Source organism: Angustibacter luteus (genome assembly GCF_039541115.1).
GTDB classification, from domain to species: domain Bacteria; phylum Actinomycetota; class Actinomycetes; order Actinomycetales; family Angustibacteraceae; genus Angustibacter; species Angustibacter luteus.
This window is the reverse complement of sequence record NZ_BAABFP010000005.1, coordinates 454,603-474,080: the sequence shown is the minus strand read 5'-3', so window position 1 is coordinate 474,080 and position 19,478 is coordinate 454,603. Positions and strand designations below refer to the sequence as shown.

Here is a 19,478-nt window from a genome sequence, read left to right as displayed (position 1 = left end):
ACTAGCGGGTGCGGCCGCCCCGACGCGGCGGCGCGATCACGGTCAGCTCGGCCCGCTGCGGCAGCGACACCGTGGCCGGCGCGCGGGTGAGGCCGTCGGCGGCCACCGGCTCAGGATCGACCGGACGGTTCGCGTCCTCCCCGGCCGGCCCGAACAGGGCGATGGCGCTGGCCCCGCCGGGGCTGAACCGCGGCCCGTACCGGATGCCGCCCCAGCCCGCGGCGTCGAAGGCGCTCGCCCATCGACGGGGGACGTCGTAGGGGGTCATCGACTCGAGCTCGCGGGTCACGCCGAACTCCGCGGCGCGCGAGGACCGCAGGTTCGCCAGCCGAAGCAGCTCGGACGACGACGCGGCGCCTGGCCGCAGCGTCGAGACGACCACCCCGTCCAACGTGGACGCCGGAACCGTCGCACGTCGGGCGAGCACCGGCCCGAGCCGTTCCCGCAGCGCCGCGGACGCCGTGGTCGCCAGGTAGCAGGTGCCCCGCGGCTCGACGAGATCGAACCGGCCGCCCCCGCTGGCGAACCACCAGGGACCTCGGTCGCGCTGGTGGGCGCGGTAGAGCGGCGACGTCGGGCTGAGCCGGTGCGCCGGGAACGCCGTCAGGTGCCCGGGTGGCCCCTGCTGGGCAGGCTCCTCGCGACCCGGCTGCTCACGACCGGGAGTCACGCCGCCCACGTGGCGACGTCCGCCTGGGCCTGACCCACGACGCGGGCGACCGCGGCGGCCGACGAACGGTGCACGACCAGGTGGTCCACCGCGCTCTCGCCGTCGAAGGCGGGCGACGGCGTGGTGAACCAGACCGCGGCCGTCCAGCCGTCGACGCCGTGCCGGGAGAACACCGAGACGGCATCAACGATGCCGGCCCGCACGGTGCCGTCCTTGGCGAACTGGAACGACGGGTACACCAGGTGGCCGTCGGCCGTGCGACAGGCGAGCAGGGTGCCGCGGCGAACCCGGTCGGACAGGGCCTGGCGGCTGACCGCCCACCAGGCGCACAAACCCGTGGTGTCGTAGAACGGGCCGAGCTCGACGTCCAGTGGGTGTGCGGCGCTCGGCAAGGTCGCCGCCATCCGCTCGGCCAGCTCGGCCGGCTCGCCCAGGTCGTCCGGGCTGCCACCGCGGACCTCGACCTCGCGCAGTCTCTCGCTCACGGCCGCATCGACCGCCGCGAGGACGGCACGCCGGTAGGCCTGCGCGGTCCGATGGGTGGTCTGCGGGGCTCTCGTCACCCCACCACTGTCCCGCAACCAGGCGGCACCGTCAAGGGCGTCAAGGGCCTAGGTAGTCGACGGCGGCCGAACCCCTACTCCCCCGGCACTTCCCAGGTGTGCACGGGGGCGTTGCTGTGCATACCCTCGGTGTACACCTTGAGCATCTCGCGGATGGCCTCGAGCCGGTTCAGCCCACGGCCCTCGAAGGCGCTCACCGTGGCGACCTGCCACTCGGCGCCGTTGCGCCCACTCTTGCAGCGAGCCTCGATGACCCCCAGGTAGCGGTCCCGGACCTGCTGCGACACCCCCCACAGCTCCAGCCCCTCGTGCGCGAGCGGCAGCAGGTGGCGTAGCACGAGCTCCTCGGCCGGCATCTCCCCGAAGCCCGGCCAGTACACCGTGGCATCCATCCCGCGGCGCGCGCACTCGGTGAAGTTTGCCTCGGCGGTCGCGAAGCTGAGCTTGGTCCAGACCGGACGGTCCTGCTCGGACAGCACCCGCATCGCGCCGTAGTAGAAGGCCGAGTTGGCCAGCACGTCCACCACGGTGGGACCGGCCGGCAGGACGCGGTTCTCGACCCGCAGGTGCGGACGTCCGTCGACGATGTCGTAGATCGGCCGGTTCCAGCGGTAGACGGTGCCGTTGTGCAGGCGCAGCTCCTGCAGGCGTGGCGCCTCGCCGCGGTCCAGCACCGCCACCGGGTCCTCGTCGCTGACCTCGGGCAGCAGCGCCGGGAAGTAGCGCACGTTCTCCTCGAACAGGTCGAAGATCGAGGTGATCCAGCGTTCGCCGAAGAAGACCCGCGGGCGCACCCCCTGGTTCTTCAGCTCGATCGAGCGCGTGTCGGTCGCCTGCAGGAAGAGCTCCGTCCGGGTCTCGGCCCACAGGTGCTTGCCGAACAGGTACGGCGAGTTGGCCCCGATCGCGACCTGTGGCCCCAGGAGCGTCTGGGCGGCGTTCCAGTTCGCGGCGAAGTCCTGTGGACTGACCTGCAGGTGCAGCTGCACGGACGTGCAGGCCGACTCCGGGGCGATCGTGTCCGCGTACGCGGAGACGCGGTCGGGCTCGGTGGGCGAGGCGATGTCGATCAGCAGGTCCTCGCCGCGCGCCGCGAAGACGGACTCGTTCAGTGCCGCGTAGCGGGTGTTCGTGCTCATCCACTCGGTGTGGAAGTGCTCCGGCATCAAGGTCGGCAGGATGCCGATCATCACGATGTGCGCGCCGGCGGCGTTCGCCCGCTCCTCGGCGTGGTTCAGGCTGAGCCGCAGGGCCTCCTCCAGCTCCAGGGCGGAGTCACCCGGCAGCGGGCGGGGGCTGACGTTGAGCTCGATGTTGAACTGGCCCAGCTCGGTCTGGTAGTCCGGGTTCGCGATCGACTCGAGCACCGCGGCGTTCGCCATCGCCGGCGAGAACTCGGCGTCGACCAGGTTCAGCTCGATCTCGAGGCCGGTCAGTGGTCGGTCGAACTCGAAGCTGCTGTCGGACAGCATGCGCTCGAACACGTCGAGGCACTGACGCACCTTCTCGCGGTAGCGCTGGCGCTGCTCGCGGGTATACCCGACGCCCGCCACCTCGTCACCCATGTGGGCACCCAACCATGATCGCGCTCTTCCGGCCAGAGATCGCCCGGTCTCCCCCCTCCCGTCGCGCCTACGACGAACTGTCGTAGCCCCGACCTAAGGTCCGAGTGTGCGCATGCTCCACACCTCCGACTGGCACCTGGGACGCAGCTTCCATCGCGTCGGGATGCTCGAGCACCAGGCGGTCTTCCTCGACCACCTGGTCGAGGTCGTGCGCTCGCAGCGCGTCGACGTCGTGGTCGTCGCCGGCGACGTGTACGACAGGGCGCTGCCCTCGGTCGACACGGTCCGGCTGCTGAACGACGCGGTCGAGCGCATCGTGGACGCCGGCGCGCAGCTCGTGCTGACCAGCGGGAACCACGACTCGGCCGACCGGCTGGGCTTCGGCGGCCGGGTCCTCGAGCGCGGTGGTGTCCACCTGCGGACGAGGGTCGAGGACCTCGCCCGCCCGGTCCTGGTCGCCGACGACCACGGTGAGGTCGCGATCTACGGAGTCCCCTACCTCGAGCCGGCCCTGGTGGCCGACCGCCTCGGGTCCGCGCGCACGCACCAGGGCGTGCTCGCAGCAGCGGCGGAGCGGGTGCGCGACGATCTCGGCGAGCGTGCCCCCGGCACGCGGTCGGTGCTGGCCGCGCACGCCTTCGTGGTCGGGGGCGAGATCAGCGAGTCCGAGCGTGACATCAGCGTCGGTGGCGTGTCGTCGGTGCCGGCAGCGGTGTTCGCCGGCGTCGACTACGTGGCCCTCGGTCACCTGCACGGTCCGCAGCGGATCAGCGACACGATCCGGTACAGCGGCTCGCCGCTGGCGTACTCGTTCGGCGAGGCCGGTCACCACAAGCGCTCCTGGCTGGTGGACGTGGGCGAGCACGGCCGCTGCTCGGTCGAGTCGGTGCCGGCCCCGGTCCCTCGCCCGCTCGCCGTCCTGAGCGGCGAGCTGGACGAGCTCCTGAACGACCCGCGCCTCGGCGGCGCGGAACGCTCGTGGTGCCACGTGAGCCTGACCGACCCGGTCCGGCCGAGGGCCGCCATGGAGCGGTTGCGCACCCGGTTCCCGCACACCCTGGTGGTCGCGTTCGAGCCCAGAGGCGAGCGACCAGAGTCGTTGACCTATGCGCAGCGCCTGCGCGGGCGCTCCCCGATCGAGGTGTGCTGCGGCTTCGTGGAGCACGCCCGAGGCGGTGACGCGGTCGCGGACGGCGATCGCGCCCTGCTCGCGGACGCCCTCGAGGGTGGTCGCCGGGCCCAGGACGAGGCGGACCTCGAGGGCCGACGGACCGGCGCGGCATGAGGCTGCACCGGCTGCGGGTGGAGGCGTTCGGTCCCTTCGCCGGGACGGAGGAGGTCGACTTCGACGACCTCGCCGGGCTCTTCCTGCTGCACGGGCCGACCGGCGCCGGTAAGTCGAGCGTGCTGGACGCCGTCTGCTTCGCACTGTACGGCCAGGTCCCGGGGGCTCGGGCCAGCGGACGCCCCCGGCTGCGCAGCGACCACGCCGCCGAGGGCAGCGCTCCACGGGTCACGTTGGAGGTGACGCTCGCGGGCCGCCGACTGGAGATCACCCGCTCGCCGGAGTGGCACCGGCCGAAGAAGCGCGGCGCCGGGACGACGCGGGCACCGGCCTCGACCGACGTCCGCGAGCTGGTCCACGGCGAGTGGCAGGTCCTGGTCGGCCGGCGCAGCGACGAGGCCGGGCTGCTGCTGAAGGACCTGCTGGGCATGGGGATGGACCAGTTCACGAAGGTGGTGATGCTGCCCCAGGGCGAGTTCGCGGCCTTCCTGCGCTCGGGCGCCGAGCAGCGCGCCGAGGTGCTGGGGCGACTGTTCGACATCGACCGCTATGCCGCCGCCGAGACCTGGCTGCGCGAGGAGCGGGTGCGGCTGTCCCGGCTGGTCGAGGTGGCGGACGGCGAGCGGGACCGGCTCGTCGCGCGCGCACACGAGGTGGCGTCGAGCGTCGCCGGGACCAGCCTGCCGTCCCCGGACGAGCTGACGCTGGCCGAGCCCCCGGGCGCCGGGCAGGTCGAGGCCCTCGCCCGGGCGGCGACCGTGGCGCTGCAGGCGGCCCGGGAGGAGCTCGACCGGACCCAGGTCGCGCACGACCTGGCGGCCACCCAGCTGGCCTCGGCGACCGACCAGGCGCGACGCCGGCATCGCCGGACGACCCTCGAGTCCGAGCTCGCCCGCCTGCAGGACGGCGACGCGGCTCACCAGGCGGACGTGGCCCGCCTGGACGCCGGACGACGAGCGGCCCAGCTGCGGATTCCCCTGCAGCAGTGGGACGCGGCGGGCGAGCGCAGCCGCGCCGCCGACCTGAGGCTCGAGCAGGCGCGGGCGAGCACCCAGTCACTGCTGGGCCTCCCGGCTGCAGCGGTGACCGCCGACACGGTCCGCGCGGAGCTCGCCGACCGCACCGACGCCTTGGCCCGCCTGGGATCCGCCCTCGCCCTGCAGTCCCAGCTCGACGCGTCGCGGGCGCGGCTCGCCGCCTGTCGCCGGGAACGTGACGACGCAGACCCGGCGATCGCGCAGGCAACCCACGACCTGGCGGCTGCCGAGCAGCTGCACCAGGACGCCGAGGCCCAGCTGACGGCGCACCGGGAACGTGCCGGCACCAGCCTGGCGGCCGCGCGGGCCGTGACGCAGGCGCGCGCCGTCCTGGACGCCGCACGGGACCTGGTCCAAGCCGCGGCTGAACTCGCGCTGGTCGACGACGACTGCCGCGCCGGGCAGGACGCCGAGCTGGTCGCGCGCAGGCATTGGCTGGACGTTCGAGAACGCCGGATCGCCGGTATGTCAGCCGAGCTCGCGCTCGGGTTGCGTCCGGGCGAGCCGTGCCTGGTCTGCGGGGGCACCGAGCACCCTGCGCCGGCCAGCAGCACGGCGAGCCAGGTGGACGCCGACGACGAGCGGGTGGCCCAGCTGGCCCACGAGCGCGCCGCGACGGCGTCGCAGCAGCTCGCGGCCCGGCGGACGGGCGTGGTCGCTCGTTGCGCCGAGCTCCGCGCGGTCAGTGGGACGAGCGACGTCGCGACCGCGACCGCCGACATGCAGCGCCGGGTCGACGAGCTCGCCCGCGCCGAGGCCGCGGCCGAGGTGGTCCGGATCGCCGAGCTGTCGCTGGCCGCCGCCGCCCAGTCCCGCGCCGACGCGGCGCCGCGACTCGAGGCCGCCCGCCAGGCGTCGGCGTCGGCAGCGAGTCGACTCGGCGAGCTCGAGCCGCTGGTGGCCGAACGGCAGACCGCCTTGGCCGCCCTGATCGGCGATGACGTGGATGTGCCCTCGCGGCAGGCCCGGCTGCAGGCAGAGATCGGCGTGCTCACCACCTGGGAGGCCGCGGACCGCGAGGCCACCGCTACCCGCCGTCATCGCGATGACCTGCTCAACGCCTTCGAGGCCGCGCTCGCCGACCTGGGCTTCAGCACCGTGCCGGCCGTCCGGGACGGCCTCCTGGAGCCGGCCGAGCTCGAGGCGTGCCGGGATGGCGTCGAGCGGTACGAGCTCACTCTGGCCGAGCTGCGGGCGCGGCTCGCCGACCCGGATCTCACGGCAGGGGACGACGGGGCTCCGGTCGACCCGGCCCAGCTGCGGGCGGAGCTCACAGAACTCTCCGGGAGATTGAGGACGGTCGCCGATCGGCAGGCGGTCGGTGCCCAGGCCGCACAGTCGTTGAGCCGGCTGTCCGCCCAGCTGCTGGCCCACGACGGCGTGCACCACGACGTCCGCGCCCGGGCCGCCCACGTGGCCGAGCTGTCCCGGTGCCTGGACGGCACGGGCGGTGGCAACGTGCTGCGCATGCGGCTGACGGCGTTCGTGCTCGCGGCGCGGCTGGAGGAGGTCGCGGCGGCGGCAACCGAACGGCTCAGCGCCATGTCCGACGGCCGGTTCACGCTGGTGCACACGGACGAGCTGGCGAAGTCCGGCGCGCGCAGCGGGCTGGGACTGCAGGTCCTCGACTCCTGGACTGGCGTGGCACGGGACACCAGCACCCTGTCCGGTGGCGAGACCTTCCTGGCGTCGCTCGCGCTGGCACTCGGCCTCGCGGACGTCGTCCAGGCCGAGGCCGGGGGCACCACGATCGAGACGCTCTTCGTGGACGAGGGCTTCGGCACGCTGGACGAGGACGCGTTGGAGGACGTGATGGGCGTCCTGGACGGACTGCGGGACGGTGGCCGCACGGTGGGGCTGGTCAGCCACGTGCGCGAGCTCCGCTCGCGCATCCCCTCCCAGCTCGAGGTGCGACGGTCGCGGACCGGGTCGTCGATCGTGCAGCGGTCGTCCGCCGCCAGCTGACCTGCCCCGTCCCGAGCACCTGCTCAGCGCTGCCACTCGTAGGGCGTGGTGGTCGACACCTTCACCAGGCCGGAGCGCTCGAGGATGGGCCGCGAGTAGTCCGTCGAGTCGCTGTTGATCAGCGTCTTGCCCAGGGCTAGCGCGGACCTGGCCCGTGCCGCGGTCAAGGCCCGGTAGATCCCTCGACCACGCCACTGCGGGCGCGTGGCCCCACCCCAGATCCCGGCGAAGTCGCTGCCGGCGACGGGCTCCAGCCGGCCGGCGCTGACGATCTGCCCCTGGCTCTCGGCCACCCACAGCTCCATGCCGTCCCGCATCGACAGGCGCCGCAGCAACGCGTCCGCCATGTCGTCCGAGACCGGGTCGCCGAAGACCTCGTCGGCCATCGCACTCATCGCGCGGACGTCGCCCTCCTCGCTCACCTGGCGAAGCGTCACCCCCTCGGGAGGCGTCACGTCGACGGCAAGCAGACGTGCCTCGCCCAGCATGATGGACTCGGGCTCGTCCGGGACGAAACCGTGGTCCAGCAACGCTTCGTGCAGCCCGGGCGCGTGGTCGTGGCCTCGGGTCTTCCACTCCACGCGGCGGATGTCGGGCTCCCCCTCGTAGTGCGCCAGGGCGTCGGCGACGAGCCGCCGGATCCCGTCGGCGTCCTGCCCCTCCAGGTCCCGGTACGTGATGAATCCACGTCCGCCAGCGAAGGTCACGAGCCGCAGCGGACCGAGCCGAACCACGGACGTCGCACTCGGGGTCTCGGCATCGGTGCGCAGCTGCGCGTCGTAGGCGGCCAGCAGGTCGGTTCGACTCATCACGCCCGTCACGGTCCAGGGTTGGCACCGTCGCGGCAACTGCTTATCGGCCATTGCGGTCGACGGCTGGGCGGTTGCGGACGCCGATCGTCCGGAAGCTTCCTTAAGGTGCCCGTATGACGAGCACCTTCGGCTTCACGCCCGGTCGGCCACCCGAGTGGGACGTCGAGTCCTTCCTGCGCGGCGACGAGCTTGCTACGGCGCTGATCACCCTGGAACGCGACCGGATCACGTTCGCGTGGAAGTGTGCCGACGTGGACGCCGAGGGGATGGGTCGGCGGCTCGGTGCGTCATCAGTGACGTTGGGGGGCCTGCTGAAGCACCTGGCCTGGGTCGAGGAGCTCTACTTCCAGAACCGGCTCGCCGGTCGCCCGTCCATGGCGCCCTTCGACCAGCTGGACCTCGACGGGGACTGGGAGGACTGGGCGTGGACCTCGGCGGCCGACGACGCTCCGGATGACCTGCGTGCGCTGTGGGTCGACACCGTGCACCGCTCCCGGGAGGCGCTCTCGGAGGCGCTCGCCCGAGGTGGGCTCGAGCAGACGACCCCCGACGGGATGAGCCTGCGCCGGCTGCTCGCCGACATGATCGAGGAGTATGCCCGCCACACGGGGCACGCCGACCTGCTGCGCGAGGACGTGGACGGTACGACCGGAGAAGGCGCTCCCCCGCACTTCCCGGTGCCGTGAGCCGGTGGACCTTGACTGATCCTTGACGCCTGATTAGACCTCTTTGTCCCTTTCCTTCGGTAGGAAGGAGCCGGACGGAAACCCCGCCCAGGCTCACCATCCGGAGGATCAGCCATGTCTGTACGTCCCCAGGCCCGAAAGCGGTTCCTGACCGCTGGGGCCGCCTTTGCCGCGGCTGCGGCGCTCATCGCCACGACGCCCGCGACCGGAAGCACCGCAGCGGCACCCAGCACCGCGGGATCCGGTTCTGCTGGGTCCGGTTCAACCCAGGGCTACACGCCGGGCAGCCGTGACGACGCCCAGAACGCCAAACTCACGGCCCAGCTCAGCGCGGCCCTGAAGCGGCAGTCGAAGGGTTCCGCAACCTCGCTCGCCGTCACGACGGTCTACTACGACGCCTCGCAAGCACCGTCCTTCCGGTCCACGATCAACCAGGCCGCCTCGATCTGGAACTCCAGCGTGACCAACGTGCGTCTGGTCGCGAGGAGCTCGGCCAGCCTGCGGTACTACGAGGGCAACGACTCGCGCGGCTCGTACTACAGCGGGAACGGGCACGGCAGTGGCTACATGTTGATCGACTACCGGCAGGCCCAGCAGTACAGCCCGCTGCGCATCATCGCCCACGAGACCGGGCACGCCCTCGGCCTCCCGGACCACTACAGCGGCCCTTGCAGCGAGCTGATGTCCGGCGGCGGCCCCGGCCCGTCGTGCACCAACGCCTACCCGAACGCGACCGAGCGCTCCCGGGTGAACACGATCTGGCGCTACGGCATCGCGGCCTACGACGCCTCGGCCGCCTTCGCCCCGGCCACGCCGACCCACGCCGGAGCCCGCTGACCCCCAGCCCCGGGCGGGCGGGACAGCATGAAGCCGTGGTGCGGGACCCCGAAGGAGCGCGTCAAAGCGAGCTTGCGAGCAGCGCGCCGCAGGGGTCCCGCACCACCGAACCCCGACAGACTTGAACAATCCTTGACCGGCTTTTGGGGTTAACGCCCGATTTGTCCGATAGGAAGGAGGGGGACGGAAAGCCCGTCCCAAGCCTGTCGGAGGGACATGTATGACCATCCGCACCACGGCTCGGGCACGGATCCTCACTGCTGCCGTCGGCGTTGCCGCGGCCTCCGCGCTCGTGGCCACCACGCCATCAGCCGGGAGCTCCGCCGCCTCACCAGCGCAGCCCGCGGGATCGACGAACTCGTCGGCGACCACCCAGGGCTACACGCCCGGCAGTCGCGACGACGCCCTGAACGCGCAGCTGCGCAAGCAGCTCGACGCGGCGTTGAAGCAGCAGCAGGGCAAGGGCACGAACGCGTTGGCGACGACGATCGTCACCTACGACGCGTCGCAGGCGCCGTCCTTCGCCTCAGAGATCTCCCAGGCGGCCTCGATCTGGAACTCCAGCGTCAGCAACGTGCGACTGCAGCCAGGCTCGCCCGCGAACCTCACGTACTACGAGGGCAGCGACCCCTCCGGGTCCTACTACAGCGGCGACGGCCACGGGAACGGGTACATCCTGATCGACTACGACCAGGCGACCCAGTACGACCCGCTGCGCATCGTCGCACACGAGACCGGGCACGACCTGGGTCTGCCGGACCACTACAGCGGCCCGTGCAGCGAGCTGATGTCCGGCGGCGGCCCCGGCCCGTCGTGCACCAACCCGTACCCGAACGGCACCGAGTCGTCGCAGGTCGACGCCTTGTGGGCCAACGGTTTCAGCGCCGCGTTCGGCAAGGCGGCATTCGGCTCGGTCAAGTAGTCGGCCGAGTCCCGCGAACGGGTCGGGACCCCTGCGGCGCGCTGCTCGCAAGCTCGCTCTGACGCGCGCCTTCGGGGTTCCGGCCCGTTCGCTCCGCTGGCTGCTAGTCGGCGAAGGCCTCGGGCGGGGGGCAGCTGCAGACGAGGTTGCGGTCGCCGTAGGCGCCGTCGATGCGACGGACCGGCGGCCAGTACTTCGCCCGGGGATCGACGCCCTCGGGGTAGGTCGCCTCCTCGCGGGTGTAGGCGTGGTCCCACTTGCCGGCGATGGAGATGGCGGTGTGAGGGGCGCCGCGCAGGGGGTTGTCGTCGGTCGGCCAGACGCCGTCGGCGACCTGCGAGATCTCGAGCCGGATGGCGGTCATCGCATCGCAGAAGCGGTCGAGCTCAGCGAGGTCCTCGCTCTCCGTGGGCTCGACCATCAGGGTGCCCGCCACCGGGAACGACATGGTGGGGGCGTGGAAGCCGTAGTCGATGAGCCGCTTGGCGACGTCGTCCACGCTCACGCCGGTCGAGCGGGTGATCTCGCGCAGGTCGAGGATGCACTCGTGCGCGACCAACCCTCCGTGCCCGCTGTAGAGCACCGGGTAGTGCTCCTGGAGTCGGGAGGCGACGTAGTTGGCGGACAGCACGGCCACTCGCGTGGCGCGGGCGAGACCCTCACCACCCATCAGCCGGATGTAGGCCCAGGAGATGGGCAGGATCGCCGCTGATCCGTACGGCGCGGCGGACACCGGCCCGATGCCGGTGGCCGGTCCGGCGTCCGGGACCAGGGGGTGGTTGGGCAGGTGCGGCGCCAGGTGCGCACGGACGGCGACGGGGCCGACTCCGGGGCCGCCACCGCCGTGCGGGATGCAGAACGTCTTGTGCAGGTTCAGGTGGGACACGTCCGCGCCGAACCGGCCTGGCTTGGCGAGCCCGACCAGCGCGTTGAGGTTCGCGCCGTCGACGTAGACCTGGCCACCGGCGTCGTGCACGAGGGCGCACAGCTCGGTGATGGTGTCCTCGAACACGCCGTGGGTGGAGGGGTAGGTGACCATGATCGCGGCGAGGTCGTCCTGGTGCGCCTCGACCTGCGCGCGCAGGTCGGCCATGTCGATGTCGCCCTGCTCGGCCGTCTTGACCACCACGACCTTCAAGCCGGCCATGACGGCGCTGGCGGCGTTGGTGCCGTGCGCGCTCGCGGGGATCAGCACCACCTTGCGCTCACCGTGGCCCTGCGCGCGGTGGTACGCGCGGATGGCGAGCAGGCCCGCCAGCTCGCCCTGCGAGCCCGCGTTCGGCTGCAGCGAGACGGCGTCGTACCCGGTGACCTCGACCAGCCACTGCTCCAGCTGGTGGACCAGGGCGACGCTGCCGGCGACCTGGTCGGCGGGCGCGAACGGGTGCAGGTCCGCGAACTCCGGCCAGGTGATCGGCTCCATCTCGGTCGTGGCGTTGAGCTTCATCGTGCACGAGCCCAGCGGGATCATGCCGCGGTCGAGTGCGTAGTCCAGATCGGCGAGGCGACGCAGGTACCGCAGCATCGCGGTCTCGCTGCGGTGGCTGTGGAACACCGGGTGGGTCAGGAACTCGGTGTCGCGCACCAGGGCTGCGGGCAACGCGTCCTGCGCCGCGACGGGCAGCGGTGCCGAGGAGCCACCGAAGGCCGCCACCACGACGCCGAGCTGGGCGTCCGTGGTGGTCTCGTCGCAGCTGGCGCTGACCAGGTCGTCGTCCACCCGCCACAGGTTCACGCCGTCGGCGGCCGCTGCCGCCACGACCTGCGCGGCCCGGCCCGGGACGCGGGCGAGCACCGTGTCGAAGAAGGCGTCGTGCACGACGTCCACGCCCTCCAGCGCGCGCAGCGCGTCGGCCAGCGACGCCGCGCGACGGTGCACCCCACGAGCGATCGCCGCGAGCCCGTCCGGGCCGTGGTAGACCGCGTACATCGACGCCATCACGGCGAGCAGGACCTGCGCCGTGCAGATGTTGCTGGTCGCCTTCTCGCGCCGGATGTGCTGCTCGCGGGTCTGCAGGGCCAGGCGGTAGGCCGGGTCGCCGTCGGCGTCCACCGAGACGCCGACCAGGCGGCCGGGCAGGCCGCGCTCGAGTCCCTTGCGCACGGACATGTACCCGGCGTGCGGTCCCCCGAAGCCCATCGGAACGCCGAACCGCTGGCTCGTCCCGACCGCGATGTCGGCGCCGAGCTCACCGGGGGCACGCACGAGCGTCAGGGCGAGCAGGTCTGCCACCACGGTGAGCAGCGCGCCACGCTCGTGCACCACCTGGGACAGCGCCGACAGGTCCACCAGGCGCCCGCTGGCCGCCGGGTACTGGACCAGCACGCCGAACACGGCGCGCTCCCCCAGGACGCGGGCCAGCTCGGCCGCCGGGTCGGGGGCACCGGACAGGTCGGCCCGCACGACCTCGATGTCCAGCGGCTCGGCGCGGGTCTCGACGACGGCCAGCGTCTGGGTGAAGACGTCCTGGTCGACCACGAGGACGGCGCTGCCGGCGACCTTGGTCGAGCGCCGCATGAGGGTCATTGCCTCCGCGGCCGCGGTCGCCTCGTCGAGCAGCGAGGAGTTGGCCGTGGCCAGGCCGGTCAGGTCGCAGACGGCGGTCTGGAAGTTCAGCAGGGCCTCGAGCCGACCCTGGGAGATCTCCGGCTGGTAGGGCGTGTACGCGGTGTACCAGGCGGGGTTCTCGAGGACGTTGCGCTTCACCACGGCGGGCACGTGGGTGCCGTAGTAGCCCTGTCCGATCATCGAGGCCAGCACCCGGTTGCGGCCGGCCAGGGCCCGCAGCTCCGCGGTCACCTCGGGCTCGCTGCGCCCGGCGTCCAGGCCCAGCGCCTCGTGCAGCCGGATCGAGGCCGGAACGGCTCGCTCGAGCAGGGCCTGCTCGTCGGCGATCCCGAGGGCGTCCAGCATCGTCCGCTCGTCCTGGGACGAGGGGCCGACGTGACGGTCGACGAACGGGGCTGCGGACACGGGCTGGTCGGCCATGTGGAGGCTCCTGACGTGGGCCGGCGCGGGACACCGGGGATGACGCGGGGACCTCCCCCTCTGTCACGCGTGAGCGCTTCAGAGCTGCCTCGTCCGCGTGGTCCTGGTCGCCTGAGAGGTTCCGGGGAGAATTGCCCCTTCGGCGCCCCGGCTGCGTGCACCGGGGACTCTCCCACGCAGGGTCGAAAGCCCCGTCAGGATATACGAGTTCCGAGCCGGCTCAGCCAGCGCGGTGCTTGCGGCGTGCCGAGAGCTCGTCGCCCGGGTGCTCCACCACAGGCGTGGTGTCGTCGGGCCGCTCGCTCGGCAGCTGGGCCAGCTCGCCCTCGACCTCGCGCCAGACCCGGCCCACCGCGATGCCGAACACTCCCTGCCCGCCCTGCACCAGGTCGATGACCTCGTCGGCGGACGTGCACTCGTAGACGCTCGCGCCGTCGCTCATCAGCGTGATCTGCGCCAGGTCGTCGACACCGCGCTCGCGCAGGTGCTCGACCGCGATACGGATCTGCTGCAGCGAGACGCCGGTGTCGAGCAGTCGCTTGACGATCTTCAGCACGAGGATGTCGCGGAAGCTGTACAGCCGCTGGCTGCCCGACCCGCTAGCCCCCCGGACGGAAGGCTCGACGAGCCCGGTGCGGGCCCAGTAGTCCAGCTGGCGGTACGTGATCCCGGCCGCGCCGCACGCCGTGGGCCCGCGGTAGCCCGCGTCGACCGGCAGCACCGGCAGGTCGTCCGTGAACAGCAGACCCTGCGCCTGCTCGGGCACCCGGCGAGCCGGCTTGTCCGTGGCGTCGCCAGTGCCGTTCACGCGAACCTCCTCGATCGGCGCCCTGCGGGGGAAGTCGCTCCGGCGCCGGATCCTCGACGGGACCACAACCATGGAACTACAGACAGGGCGTTCGACCTCTGACGGTAGGTCGCCCACTGCTCGACGTCAACGACAGGGGCAGGTTCACGCTCACCGGCGTGTCGCCGCAAGTCTCACCCTCTAGTCGAGGGTTGCCCTCAGGTCACGTCAGGGCTGGTCGGGGCCGCTCGCCTCGGCCGGCCCGCCCGGGGCCTCGAAGTCGTCCGCCGAGATCTGGTCCAGGAACTCCCGGAACTTCTCGACCTCGTCCTCCTGCTCGTCCGGAACCGGCACGCCCTCGTCGTCCAGCACCTCGTCGGCGCCGACGATGCGGGTGCCGGTGCGCAGGGCCAGCGCGATGGCGTCCGACGAGCGGGAGCTGACCTCCACTCCCCCGTCGAACACCAGGGAGGCGTAGAAGACCCCGTCCCGCACCGCGACGATGCGAACCTCCTCGAGCTGGTGCCCCAGCGCCTCCAGCACGTCCTTGAACAGGTCGTGGGTCAGCGGCCGCGGCGGGACGACGCCCTGCTGGGCGTAGGCGATCGCGGTGGCCTCCGCGGCGCCGATCCAGATGGGCAGGTAGAGGTCACCGCCGCTCTCCCGCAGCAGGACGATCGGTTGGTTGTTGGGCAGTTCGACCCGGACTCCGACGACCTCGAGCTCTCGCACCCGCTCACCGTACCCCGCGGGTGAACCACGGGCGTGGACGCCGTGTCAGCCGAGTCCGGCGCGGACCAGCCCGGCCCGCACCAGGGCCGCGTGCAGGCGCAGGGCCACCGCGGTGATCTCCTGGGCCGTGTCGTCCGCGCGCGCCCGGGAGTTCGCGCCGTGACCGCCGCGCAGGGGGCTGACCACCTGCTCGACCAGACCGACCTCGCGGTCCGCTGCCGTGCGGAAGGCGCGCAGGTGGCGGGCCTGGATCCCGAAGCCGGACAGCTCGGCGGCGGCGCTGGCGATGGCCAGCGCGTTGGCGTCGTACCAGCCCGATCCGCTGGGCTGCAGCAGCCCGAAGCCGACCAGCGCGTCCAGCTCCTCGGGGTCGATCCGCGCCCGCGTGCACAGCTCGGCGGCGGAGAGCCGGACGGGGCCGTTGCCGCGCAGCGCCTGCGCTCCATCGGTGTCGGCGGCGCGCTCGCCGGCGGCCGGCGGGGCCATCCGCGGGCCACTCGCACCGTTGACGAGCTCTTCCGCTCCGCGGGACACCGCGTCGAGATGGTCCCGGATCTTGCGCAGCGGCCAGAACCGGTCGCGCTGCAACGTCATGGCGTACCGCAGCCGCTCGACGTCCTGGTGGCTGAACTTGCGGTAGCCGGACGGCGTGCGGGCAGGCTCGACGAGCCCCTCGCTCTCCCACAGCCGGATCTTGGAGATGCTGACGTCAGGGAAGTCCGGACTGAGCAGGGCGATGACCTCGCCGATGCTCATGGCCGATTCGCGGCGGTTGACCGCAGGGCTCACCCTGCTTCACCCAGCATCACGACCAGCCGGAACTTGCCGACCTGGACCTCGTCACCGGTGGCCAGCGGGGACGAGTCGATCCGCTGGCCGTTGACGTAGGTGCCGTTCAGGCTGCCGACGTCCCGGACCGAGAACACGGTGCCCTCACGGACGAACTCCGCGTGTCGGCGCGAGACGGTGACGTCGTCCAGGAAGATGTCACTGGACGGGTGCCGCCCGACCGTCGTCGAGTCGCCGTCGAGCAGGAAGCGGGAGCCCGCGTTCGGGCCGCGGTCAACCCGCAGCAGCGCGGTACCTCCGCGCAGCGCCGCGACGATACCCGGGTCGATCGCCGCGGGACCGTCGGAGCTGTCGGCCGGCTCGCCCACCTCGGTGCTGCCGATGGCGGACAGGTGCATGGTCGTGGCTGACGGGTCCTCCCGCCCGGGGACGGCCGTGGCGTCGTCCTGGCGGGGCTCGTCCTGGCCCGGCTGGTCCTGGTCCGGCCGGTCCTGGTCGTCAGTCATGACAGGTCTCCCTCAGGTGAACGACGGGGCCCCCGACGTCGCAGGCGACGGGAGCCGACAAGGGTCCAGCCTGCCACAGTCCAACCCTCCACCGCAGGGTCAGGCTGCCCAGTTCCACCCGTGCGGCTGAAACGACAGCCGGCCGGTGGCTAGCCGAGCTGGGCGCGGTAGGCCTCGGCGTCCAGCAGGCCGTCGAGAGCGCCCGCGTCGGCGACCTCGAGCTCGAGCATCCAGCCCTCGCCGTACGGGTCGGAGTTCACCAGCTCGGGGGTCGCGTCAAGGGCCTCGTTGCGGGCGGTCACCGTGCCGGCCACCGGCGGGTAGATGTCACTGACGCTCTTCGTGGACTCGACCTCACCGCACGCCTCGCCCGCAGCAACCGCAGCGCCGATCTCGGGCAGCGTCACGAACACGACGTCACCCAGGGCCTCCTGGGCGAAGGAGGTGATCCCCACCCGGATGGTGCCGTCCTCGGACGTGCGCACCCACTCGTGCTCGGGGGTGTAGCGCAGGTCATCCGGGAAGTCGTTGCCGCTCATGGTTCCTCGCGTTCTGCCGGGCGGTGGTCGGGTGGTCGGGCCGGATCACTTGCTGGGGGTGGCCGGGTCCGCGGGCTGAGCGTATCGGCGCGTCGGAACGGCCAGCAACGCCGTGACGCGGACGTCCTCCTTCTCGGCGACCGTCCCGCGAGCGTCCTCGGGAAGGCTAGCGATGACCCCGCCCGGGATCTCCAGCGCGGTCGACATGGTCTGGCTGTCGCCGATCGCCAGCACGGTGTACGGCGGGCTCTGCCGGACGCCGGCGACAGCGATGCCACCGGGCACGTCGGTGAACGCCGTGGACGCCACGACGCGCGTGTCCCCGATCTGGATGGCCTCCGCGCCGGCGTCGCGCAGCTCCTCGACCAGGTCGAGCACCTGGGCCGCACGCACGGAGCCCTTGGGGTCGCTGATGAACACCTCGACTCCGGTGCCCTCGGCTCCCACGGTGCCGGCGAGGATGCCCAGGGTGTCCAGCCGCTCGCGGGCCGCCTCGATCGCGGCCTGGGCTCCGCTGGCACCCGACGAGAGCTGACGCTGCTCGGCCTCGAGGTCGGACTGCTCGTCCGCCAGCCGGTCTCGCCGGTCCCCGATGTTGTCGAGGATCTGCACGAGCTCGCTCTGCCGGAGCCCGGTCAGCCGCTGGTCGTCACGCTGGCTGATCTGGGCCACCAGGGCGAACCCGAGCGAGGCCACCAGCACGGCGGCCAGGACCTGAGCACGCGTGGTGCGCGGGTGCAGGGCCCGGGCCAGCCGGACCCAGCGGCTGGTCGGCTCGGACGTCGGCTCGGACGTCGGCTCGGACGTCGGCTCGTCGGTCATGCGCGGAACAGGTGCCGCCGGATCGCGGCGACGTTGGAGAAGATCCGGATCCCGAGGACGACGACCACGCCGGTGGACAGCTGCGACCCGACGCCCAGCTGGTCGCCCAGGTAGACGATGAACGCCGCCACGAACACGTTCGACAGGAACGAGACCACGAAGACCTTGTCGTCGAAGATCCCGTCCAGGAGTGCGCGCAGGCCGCCGAACACGGCGTCGAGCGCCGCGACGACCGCCAGCGGCAGGTAGGGCTGCATCCAGACCGGGACGGTCGGCTGCAGCAGGATGCCGAGGACGATGCCGACGACGAGTCCGAGGGCGGGGATCACGGGGTCTCCTGCGTTCGGTCGGGTGCGGACGAGCGGCTCTGGTCGGACGTCGTGCTCCTCGGCGAGCTGGAGCTCGCGCCCTTGGACCTGGCCGCGTCCAGTGCCTTGGCGCGCCGGGTGTCCAGGCCGGCGCTGGCGGGCAGAACCAGGTTCGACTGGCTGGTGATGGCCGCCCGTACCCCGAAGTTGTCCTTCAGGTACTGCACGTCGCGCCCCCCTGGCCCGTCGCTGAATCGGGTCTGCAGCGTATCGGGGCTGCCGATCGCCGAGATGAGGTACGGCGGTGACAGCGGGCGGTAGTCCACCAGGATCGCCTCACCGGCGGACCTGATCGCCGACAGCGCGGTCAGCCGCTGCCCGTTGATCGCGATGGCCTCGGCGCCGGCGTCCCACAGGCCGTTGACGACGAGCTGGAGGTCCTGGTCGAGGACGCGTCCGTCGTCCGACTGCTCCGTCGTCCTCGGGTCGCCGTCGGCGGACCCGCCCTTCGCGGCGTCCGCGTCGTCCAGCGTCACCGTGATGCCCGGTCCCTTGACCGCAGCGGCCCCGGTGACCAGCGCGAGGTTCGACACCTCGTCGGCCAGGCCGCTCTGGGCGTTGACCTGGAGCTGTCGGTTCCGCTCCGCCTGGATCTGCTGGAGCAGGGCGGCGTTGCTGCGCTGCAGCCGGCCCGCGGCCGCGTCCTGGCGCTCGATCTCGGCGGCGAGCTGCTCGCGGGCCGTCACACCGGCCGGCCGGGTGCCGCGCGTCTGCAACCAGGCGGTGGCCAGCAGCAGGCCGACCACGACGAGGGCCACCACGGCCAGCACGCTGCGACCACGAGCACCGGGCTCCTGCTGTCCGCCGCGCTCGGCGCGGCGGCGCGCGGCCTCCGCGTAGCCGGGGTCGACCGTACGGGTCATGACGTCGACCAGCAGGGACATCGAGGCGTCCTTGCGCTGGGGCGCGGGAGCGTCCGCGACCGTCTCGTACTCGCTCACCCGCGGACCTTCGACCCGGAGGCCGCGCTGGGGTCGCGACGCGGCAGGCGCGAGGCCTGCACGGCATAGAGCACCCCGGCGACCCAGTACAGCGCCGTGCCCCACCAGGCGAAGCCCCAGCCGATCGCCCGGGCCGCCTCGGCCCAGCCGGAGTCGCCGTCACCGAGCAGCAGCAGCGGGAACGCGTAGAGCAGGTTGAAGGTGGCGGCCTTGCCGACGAAGTGCACGGGGAGCGTGGCGTGCCCGCGGCTGCGCGACCACAGCAGGACCAGAGCCATGAACAGCTCGCGCCCGAGCAGCAGGGCGACCAGCCACCAGGGGATGATCTCGCGCCAGGCCAGCCCGAGGAGGGTGGTCAGGATGTACAGCCGGTCCGCGAGCGGGTCGAGCAGGGCACCGACCTTCGACACCAGCCCGAACCGGCGCGCGATCTTGCCGTCGAGGTAGTCCGTGACACCGGAGAGCATGAGCACCAGGAGGGCCCAGCCGTCCTGCTCGCTGAGGATCAGCCAGAGGAACACCGGGACGCCGACCAGCCGCAGCGCGGACAAGGCGTTGGGCACGGTCAGGACGCGGTCGCTCGCGCCGTCGTCCTGCCGCGCGTCACGCGCCTGGGTGCCCTCGGATGTCACCTCAGAAGGGTAGTTGGTCACGCGCGGCTTT

Annotated in this window: 19 protein-coding genes and 1 riboswitch; of the genes, 5 read left to right on the top strand and 14 right to left on the bottom strand. The window is 72.4% G+C overall.

Going from position 1 to position 19,478, the window contains the following annotated elements; genetic code table 11:
- Position 1: 1 nt before the first annotated feature.
- The 3 genes from ABEB17_RS11370 to ABEB17_RS11360 form a co-directional block, all read right to left on the bottom strand.
- Positions 2-670, bottom strand: a complete 669-nt coding sequence (locus ABEB17_RS11370; protein ID WP_345716808.1) for an RES family NAD+ phosphorylase — start codon at positions 668-670, stop codon at positions 2-4.
- Positions 667-1,233, bottom strand: a complete 567-nt coding sequence (locus ABEB17_RS11365) for a hypothetical protein (protein ID WP_345716807.1) — start codon at positions 1,231-1,233, stop codon at positions 667-669. Before ABEB17_RS11365 ends, ABEB17_RS11370 begins: the two co-directional genes overlap by 4 nt.
- Positions 1,234-1,307: 74 nt before the next feature.
- Complete coding sequence (locus tag ABEB17_RS11360) at positions 1,308-2,798, bottom strand: glutamate-cysteine ligase family protein (RefSeq protein ID WP_345716806.1); 1,491 nt, start codon at positions 2,796-2,798, stop codon at positions 1,308-1,310.
- A 106-nt stretch (positions 2,799-2,904) separates the two neighbouring features.
- Between ABEB17_RS11360 and ABEB17_RS11355 the strand changes: the two genes are divergently transcribed.
- On the top strand, positions 2,905-4,083 hold the full coding sequence (locus ABEB17_RS11355; protein WP_345716805.1) for an exonuclease SbcCD subunit D: 1,179 nt from the start codon (positions 2,905-2,907) through the stop codon (positions 4,081-4,083).
- Positions 4,080-7,085: an AAA family ATPase gene (locus ABEB17_RS11350; RefSeq protein ID WP_345716804.1), complete on the top strand. Its 3,006-nt coding sequence runs from the start codon at positions 4,080-4,082 to the stop codon at positions 7,083-7,085. The genes ABEB17_RS11355 and ABEB17_RS11350 overlap by 4 nt, the downstream gene beginning before the upstream one ends.
- Positions 7,086-7,108: 23 nt before the next feature.
- Here ABEB17_RS11350 and ABEB17_RS11345 read toward each other — a convergent pair whose 3' ends face one another.
- Positions 7,109-7,894, bottom strand: a complete 786-nt coding sequence (locus ABEB17_RS11345; RefSeq protein ID WP_345717334.1) for a GNAT family N-acetyltransferase — start codon at positions 7,892-7,894, stop codon at positions 7,109-7,111.
- A gap of 116 nt (positions 7,895-8,010) precedes the next feature.
- On the opposite strand from ABEB17_RS11345, the gene ABEB17_RS11340 reads away from it, so the two are divergent.
- The 3 genes from ABEB17_RS11340 to ABEB17_RS11330 all read left to right on the top strand — a co-directional run bounded on the left by ABEB17_RS11340 (position 8,011) and on the right by ABEB17_RS11330 (position 10,342).
- Complete coding sequence (locus tag ABEB17_RS11340; protein WP_345716803.1) at positions 8,011-8,583, top strand: mycothiol transferase; 573 nt, start codon at positions 8,011-8,013, stop codon at positions 8,581-8,583.
- A gap of 114 nt (positions 8,584-8,697) precedes the next feature.
- Positions 8,698-9,420 carry a snapalysin family zinc-dependent metalloprotease gene (locus tag ABEB17_RS11335; protein WP_345716802.1) on the top strand — a complete coding sequence of 241 codons (723 nt, stop codon included), beginning with the start codon at positions 8,698-8,700 and terminating at the stop codon, positions 9,418-9,420.
- A 220-nt stretch (positions 9,421-9,640) separates the two neighbouring features.
- The gene (locus ABEB17_RS11330; protein ID WP_345716801.1) at positions 9,641-10,342 is read left to right on the top strand and encodes a snapalysin family zinc-dependent metalloprotease; all 702 of its coding nucleotides are present in this window, start codon (positions 9,641-9,643) and stop codon (positions 10,340-10,342) included.
- Between the two features lie 103 nt (positions 10,343-10,445).
- Here the strand turns inward: ABEB17_RS11330 and gcvP are convergent, their stop codons facing one another.
- The 10 genes from gcvP to clsA form a co-directional block, all read right to left on the bottom strand.
- Positions 10,446-13,331 carry an aminomethyl-transferring glycine dehydrogenase gene (gcvP, locus tag ABEB17_RS11325; RefSeq protein ID WP_345716800.1) on the bottom strand — a complete coding sequence of 962 codons (2,886 nt, stop codon included), beginning with the start codon at positions 13,329-13,331 and terminating at the stop codon, positions 10,446-10,448.
- 88 nt (positions 13,332-13,419) lie between these two features.
- Positions 13,420-13,516: riboswitch (glycine riboswitch) on the bottom strand.
- Between the two features lie 35 nt (positions 13,517-13,551).
- The gene (locus ABEB17_RS11320) at positions 13,552-14,139 is read right to left on the bottom strand and encodes a MerR family transcriptional regulator (protein ID WP_345716799.1); all 588 of its coding nucleotides are present in this window, start codon (positions 14,137-14,139) and stop codon (positions 13,552-13,554) included.
- 207 nt (positions 14,140-14,346) lie between these two features.
- Positions 14,347-14,850, bottom strand: coding sequence for a bifunctional nuclease family protein (locus tag ABEB17_RS11315; RefSeq protein WP_345716798.1), 504 nt, complete (start codon positions 14,848-14,850; stop codon positions 14,347-14,349).
- A gap of 45 nt (positions 14,851-14,895) precedes the next feature.
- Entirely contained in the window at positions 14,896-15,606 is a 711-nt protein-coding gene (gene ftsR, locus ABEB17_RS11310; protein WP_345716797.1) for a transcriptional regulator FtsR, read from the bottom strand.
- 29 nt (positions 15,607-15,635) lie between these two features.
- Positions 15,636-16,145, bottom strand: coding sequence for an FHA domain-containing protein (locus tag ABEB17_RS11305; protein ID WP_378226943.1), 510 nt, complete (start codon positions 16,143-16,145; stop codon positions 15,636-15,638).
- Positions 16,146-16,294: 149 nt separating this feature from the next.
- Positions 16,295-16,684: a glycine cleavage system protein GcvH gene (gene gcvH, locus ABEB17_RS11300; RefSeq protein WP_345716796.1), complete on the bottom strand. Its 390-nt coding sequence runs from the start codon at positions 16,682-16,684 to the stop codon at positions 16,295-16,297.
- 45 nt (positions 16,685-16,729) lie between these two features.
- On the bottom strand, positions 16,730-17,506 hold the full coding sequence (locus ABEB17_RS11295) for a DUF881 domain-containing protein (RefSeq protein WP_345716795.1): 777 nt from the start codon (positions 17,504-17,506) through the stop codon (positions 16,730-16,732).
- A complete protein-coding gene (locus ABEB17_RS11290; RefSeq protein ID WP_345716794.1) occupies positions 17,503-17,835 on the bottom strand; it encodes a small basic family protein in 333 nt (110 codons plus the stop codon). Before ABEB17_RS11290 ends, ABEB17_RS11295 begins: the two co-directional genes overlap by 4 nt.
- Entirely contained in the window at positions 17,832-18,815 is a 984-nt protein-coding gene (locus ABEB17_RS11285) for a DUF881 domain-containing protein (RefSeq protein ID WP_345716793.1), read from the bottom strand. Before ABEB17_RS11285 ends, ABEB17_RS11290 begins: the two co-directional genes overlap by 4 nt.
- Positions 18,812-19,447 carry a cardiolipin synthase ClsA gene (clsA, locus tag ABEB17_RS11280; RefSeq protein ID WP_345716792.1) on the bottom strand — a complete coding sequence of 212 codons (636 nt, stop codon included), beginning with the start codon at positions 19,445-19,447 and terminating at the stop codon, positions 18,812-18,814. The genes ABEB17_RS11285 and clsA overlap by 4 nt, the downstream gene beginning before the upstream one ends.
- Positions 19,448-19,478 lie beyond the last annotated feature (31 nt).

What these genes read in the sequence shown, in the direction of transcription:
- ABEB17_RS11295 (WP_345716795.1), bottom strand. Translation starts at nt 17,506, where the DNA reads ATGACCGACGAGCCGACGTCCGAGCCGACGTCCGAGCCGACGTCCGAG.
- ABEB17_RS11330 (WP_345716801.1), top strand. Translation starts at nt 9,641, where the DNA reads ATGACCATCCGCACCACGGCTCGGGCACGGATCCTCACTGCTGCCGTC.
- ABEB17_RS11340 (WP_345716803.1), top strand. Translation starts at nt 8,011, where the DNA reads ATGACGAGCACCTTCGGCTTCACGCCCGGTCGGCCACCCGAGTGGGAC.
- gcvP (WP_345716800.1), bottom strand. Translation starts at nt 13,331, where the DNA reads ATGGCCGACCAGCCCGTGTCCGCAGCCCCGTTCGTCGACCGTCACGTC.
- ABEB17_RS11305 (WP_378226943.1), bottom strand. Translation starts at nt 16,145, where the DNA reads ATGACTGACGACCAGGACCGGCCGGACCAGGACCAGCCGGGCCAGGAC.
- gcvH (WP_345716796.1), bottom strand. Translation starts at nt 16,684, where the DNA reads ATGAGCGGCAACGACTTCCCGGATGACCTGCGCTACACCCCCGAGCAC.
- ABEB17_RS11335 (WP_345716802.1), top strand. Translation starts at nt 8,698, where the DNA reads ATGTCTGTACGTCCCCAGGCCCGAAAGCGGTTCCTGACCGCTGGGGCC.
- ABEB17_RS11360 (WP_345716806.1), bottom strand. Translation starts at nt 2,798, where the DNA reads ATGGGTGACGAGGTGGCGGGCGTCGGGTATACCCGCGAGCAGCGCCAG.
- ABEB17_RS11350 (WP_345716804.1), top strand. Translation starts at nt 4,080, where the DNA reads ATGAGGCTGCACCGGCTGCGGGTGGAGGCGTTCGGTCCCTTCGCCGGG.
- ftsR (WP_345716797.1), bottom strand. Translation starts at nt 15,606, where the DNA reads ATGAGCATCGGCGAGGTCATCGCCCTGCTCAGTCCGGACTTCCCTGAC.
- ABEB17_RS11345 (WP_345717334.1), bottom strand. Translation starts at nt 7,894, where the DNA reads ATGAGTCGAACCGACCTGCTGGCCGCCTACGACGCGCAGCTGCGCACC.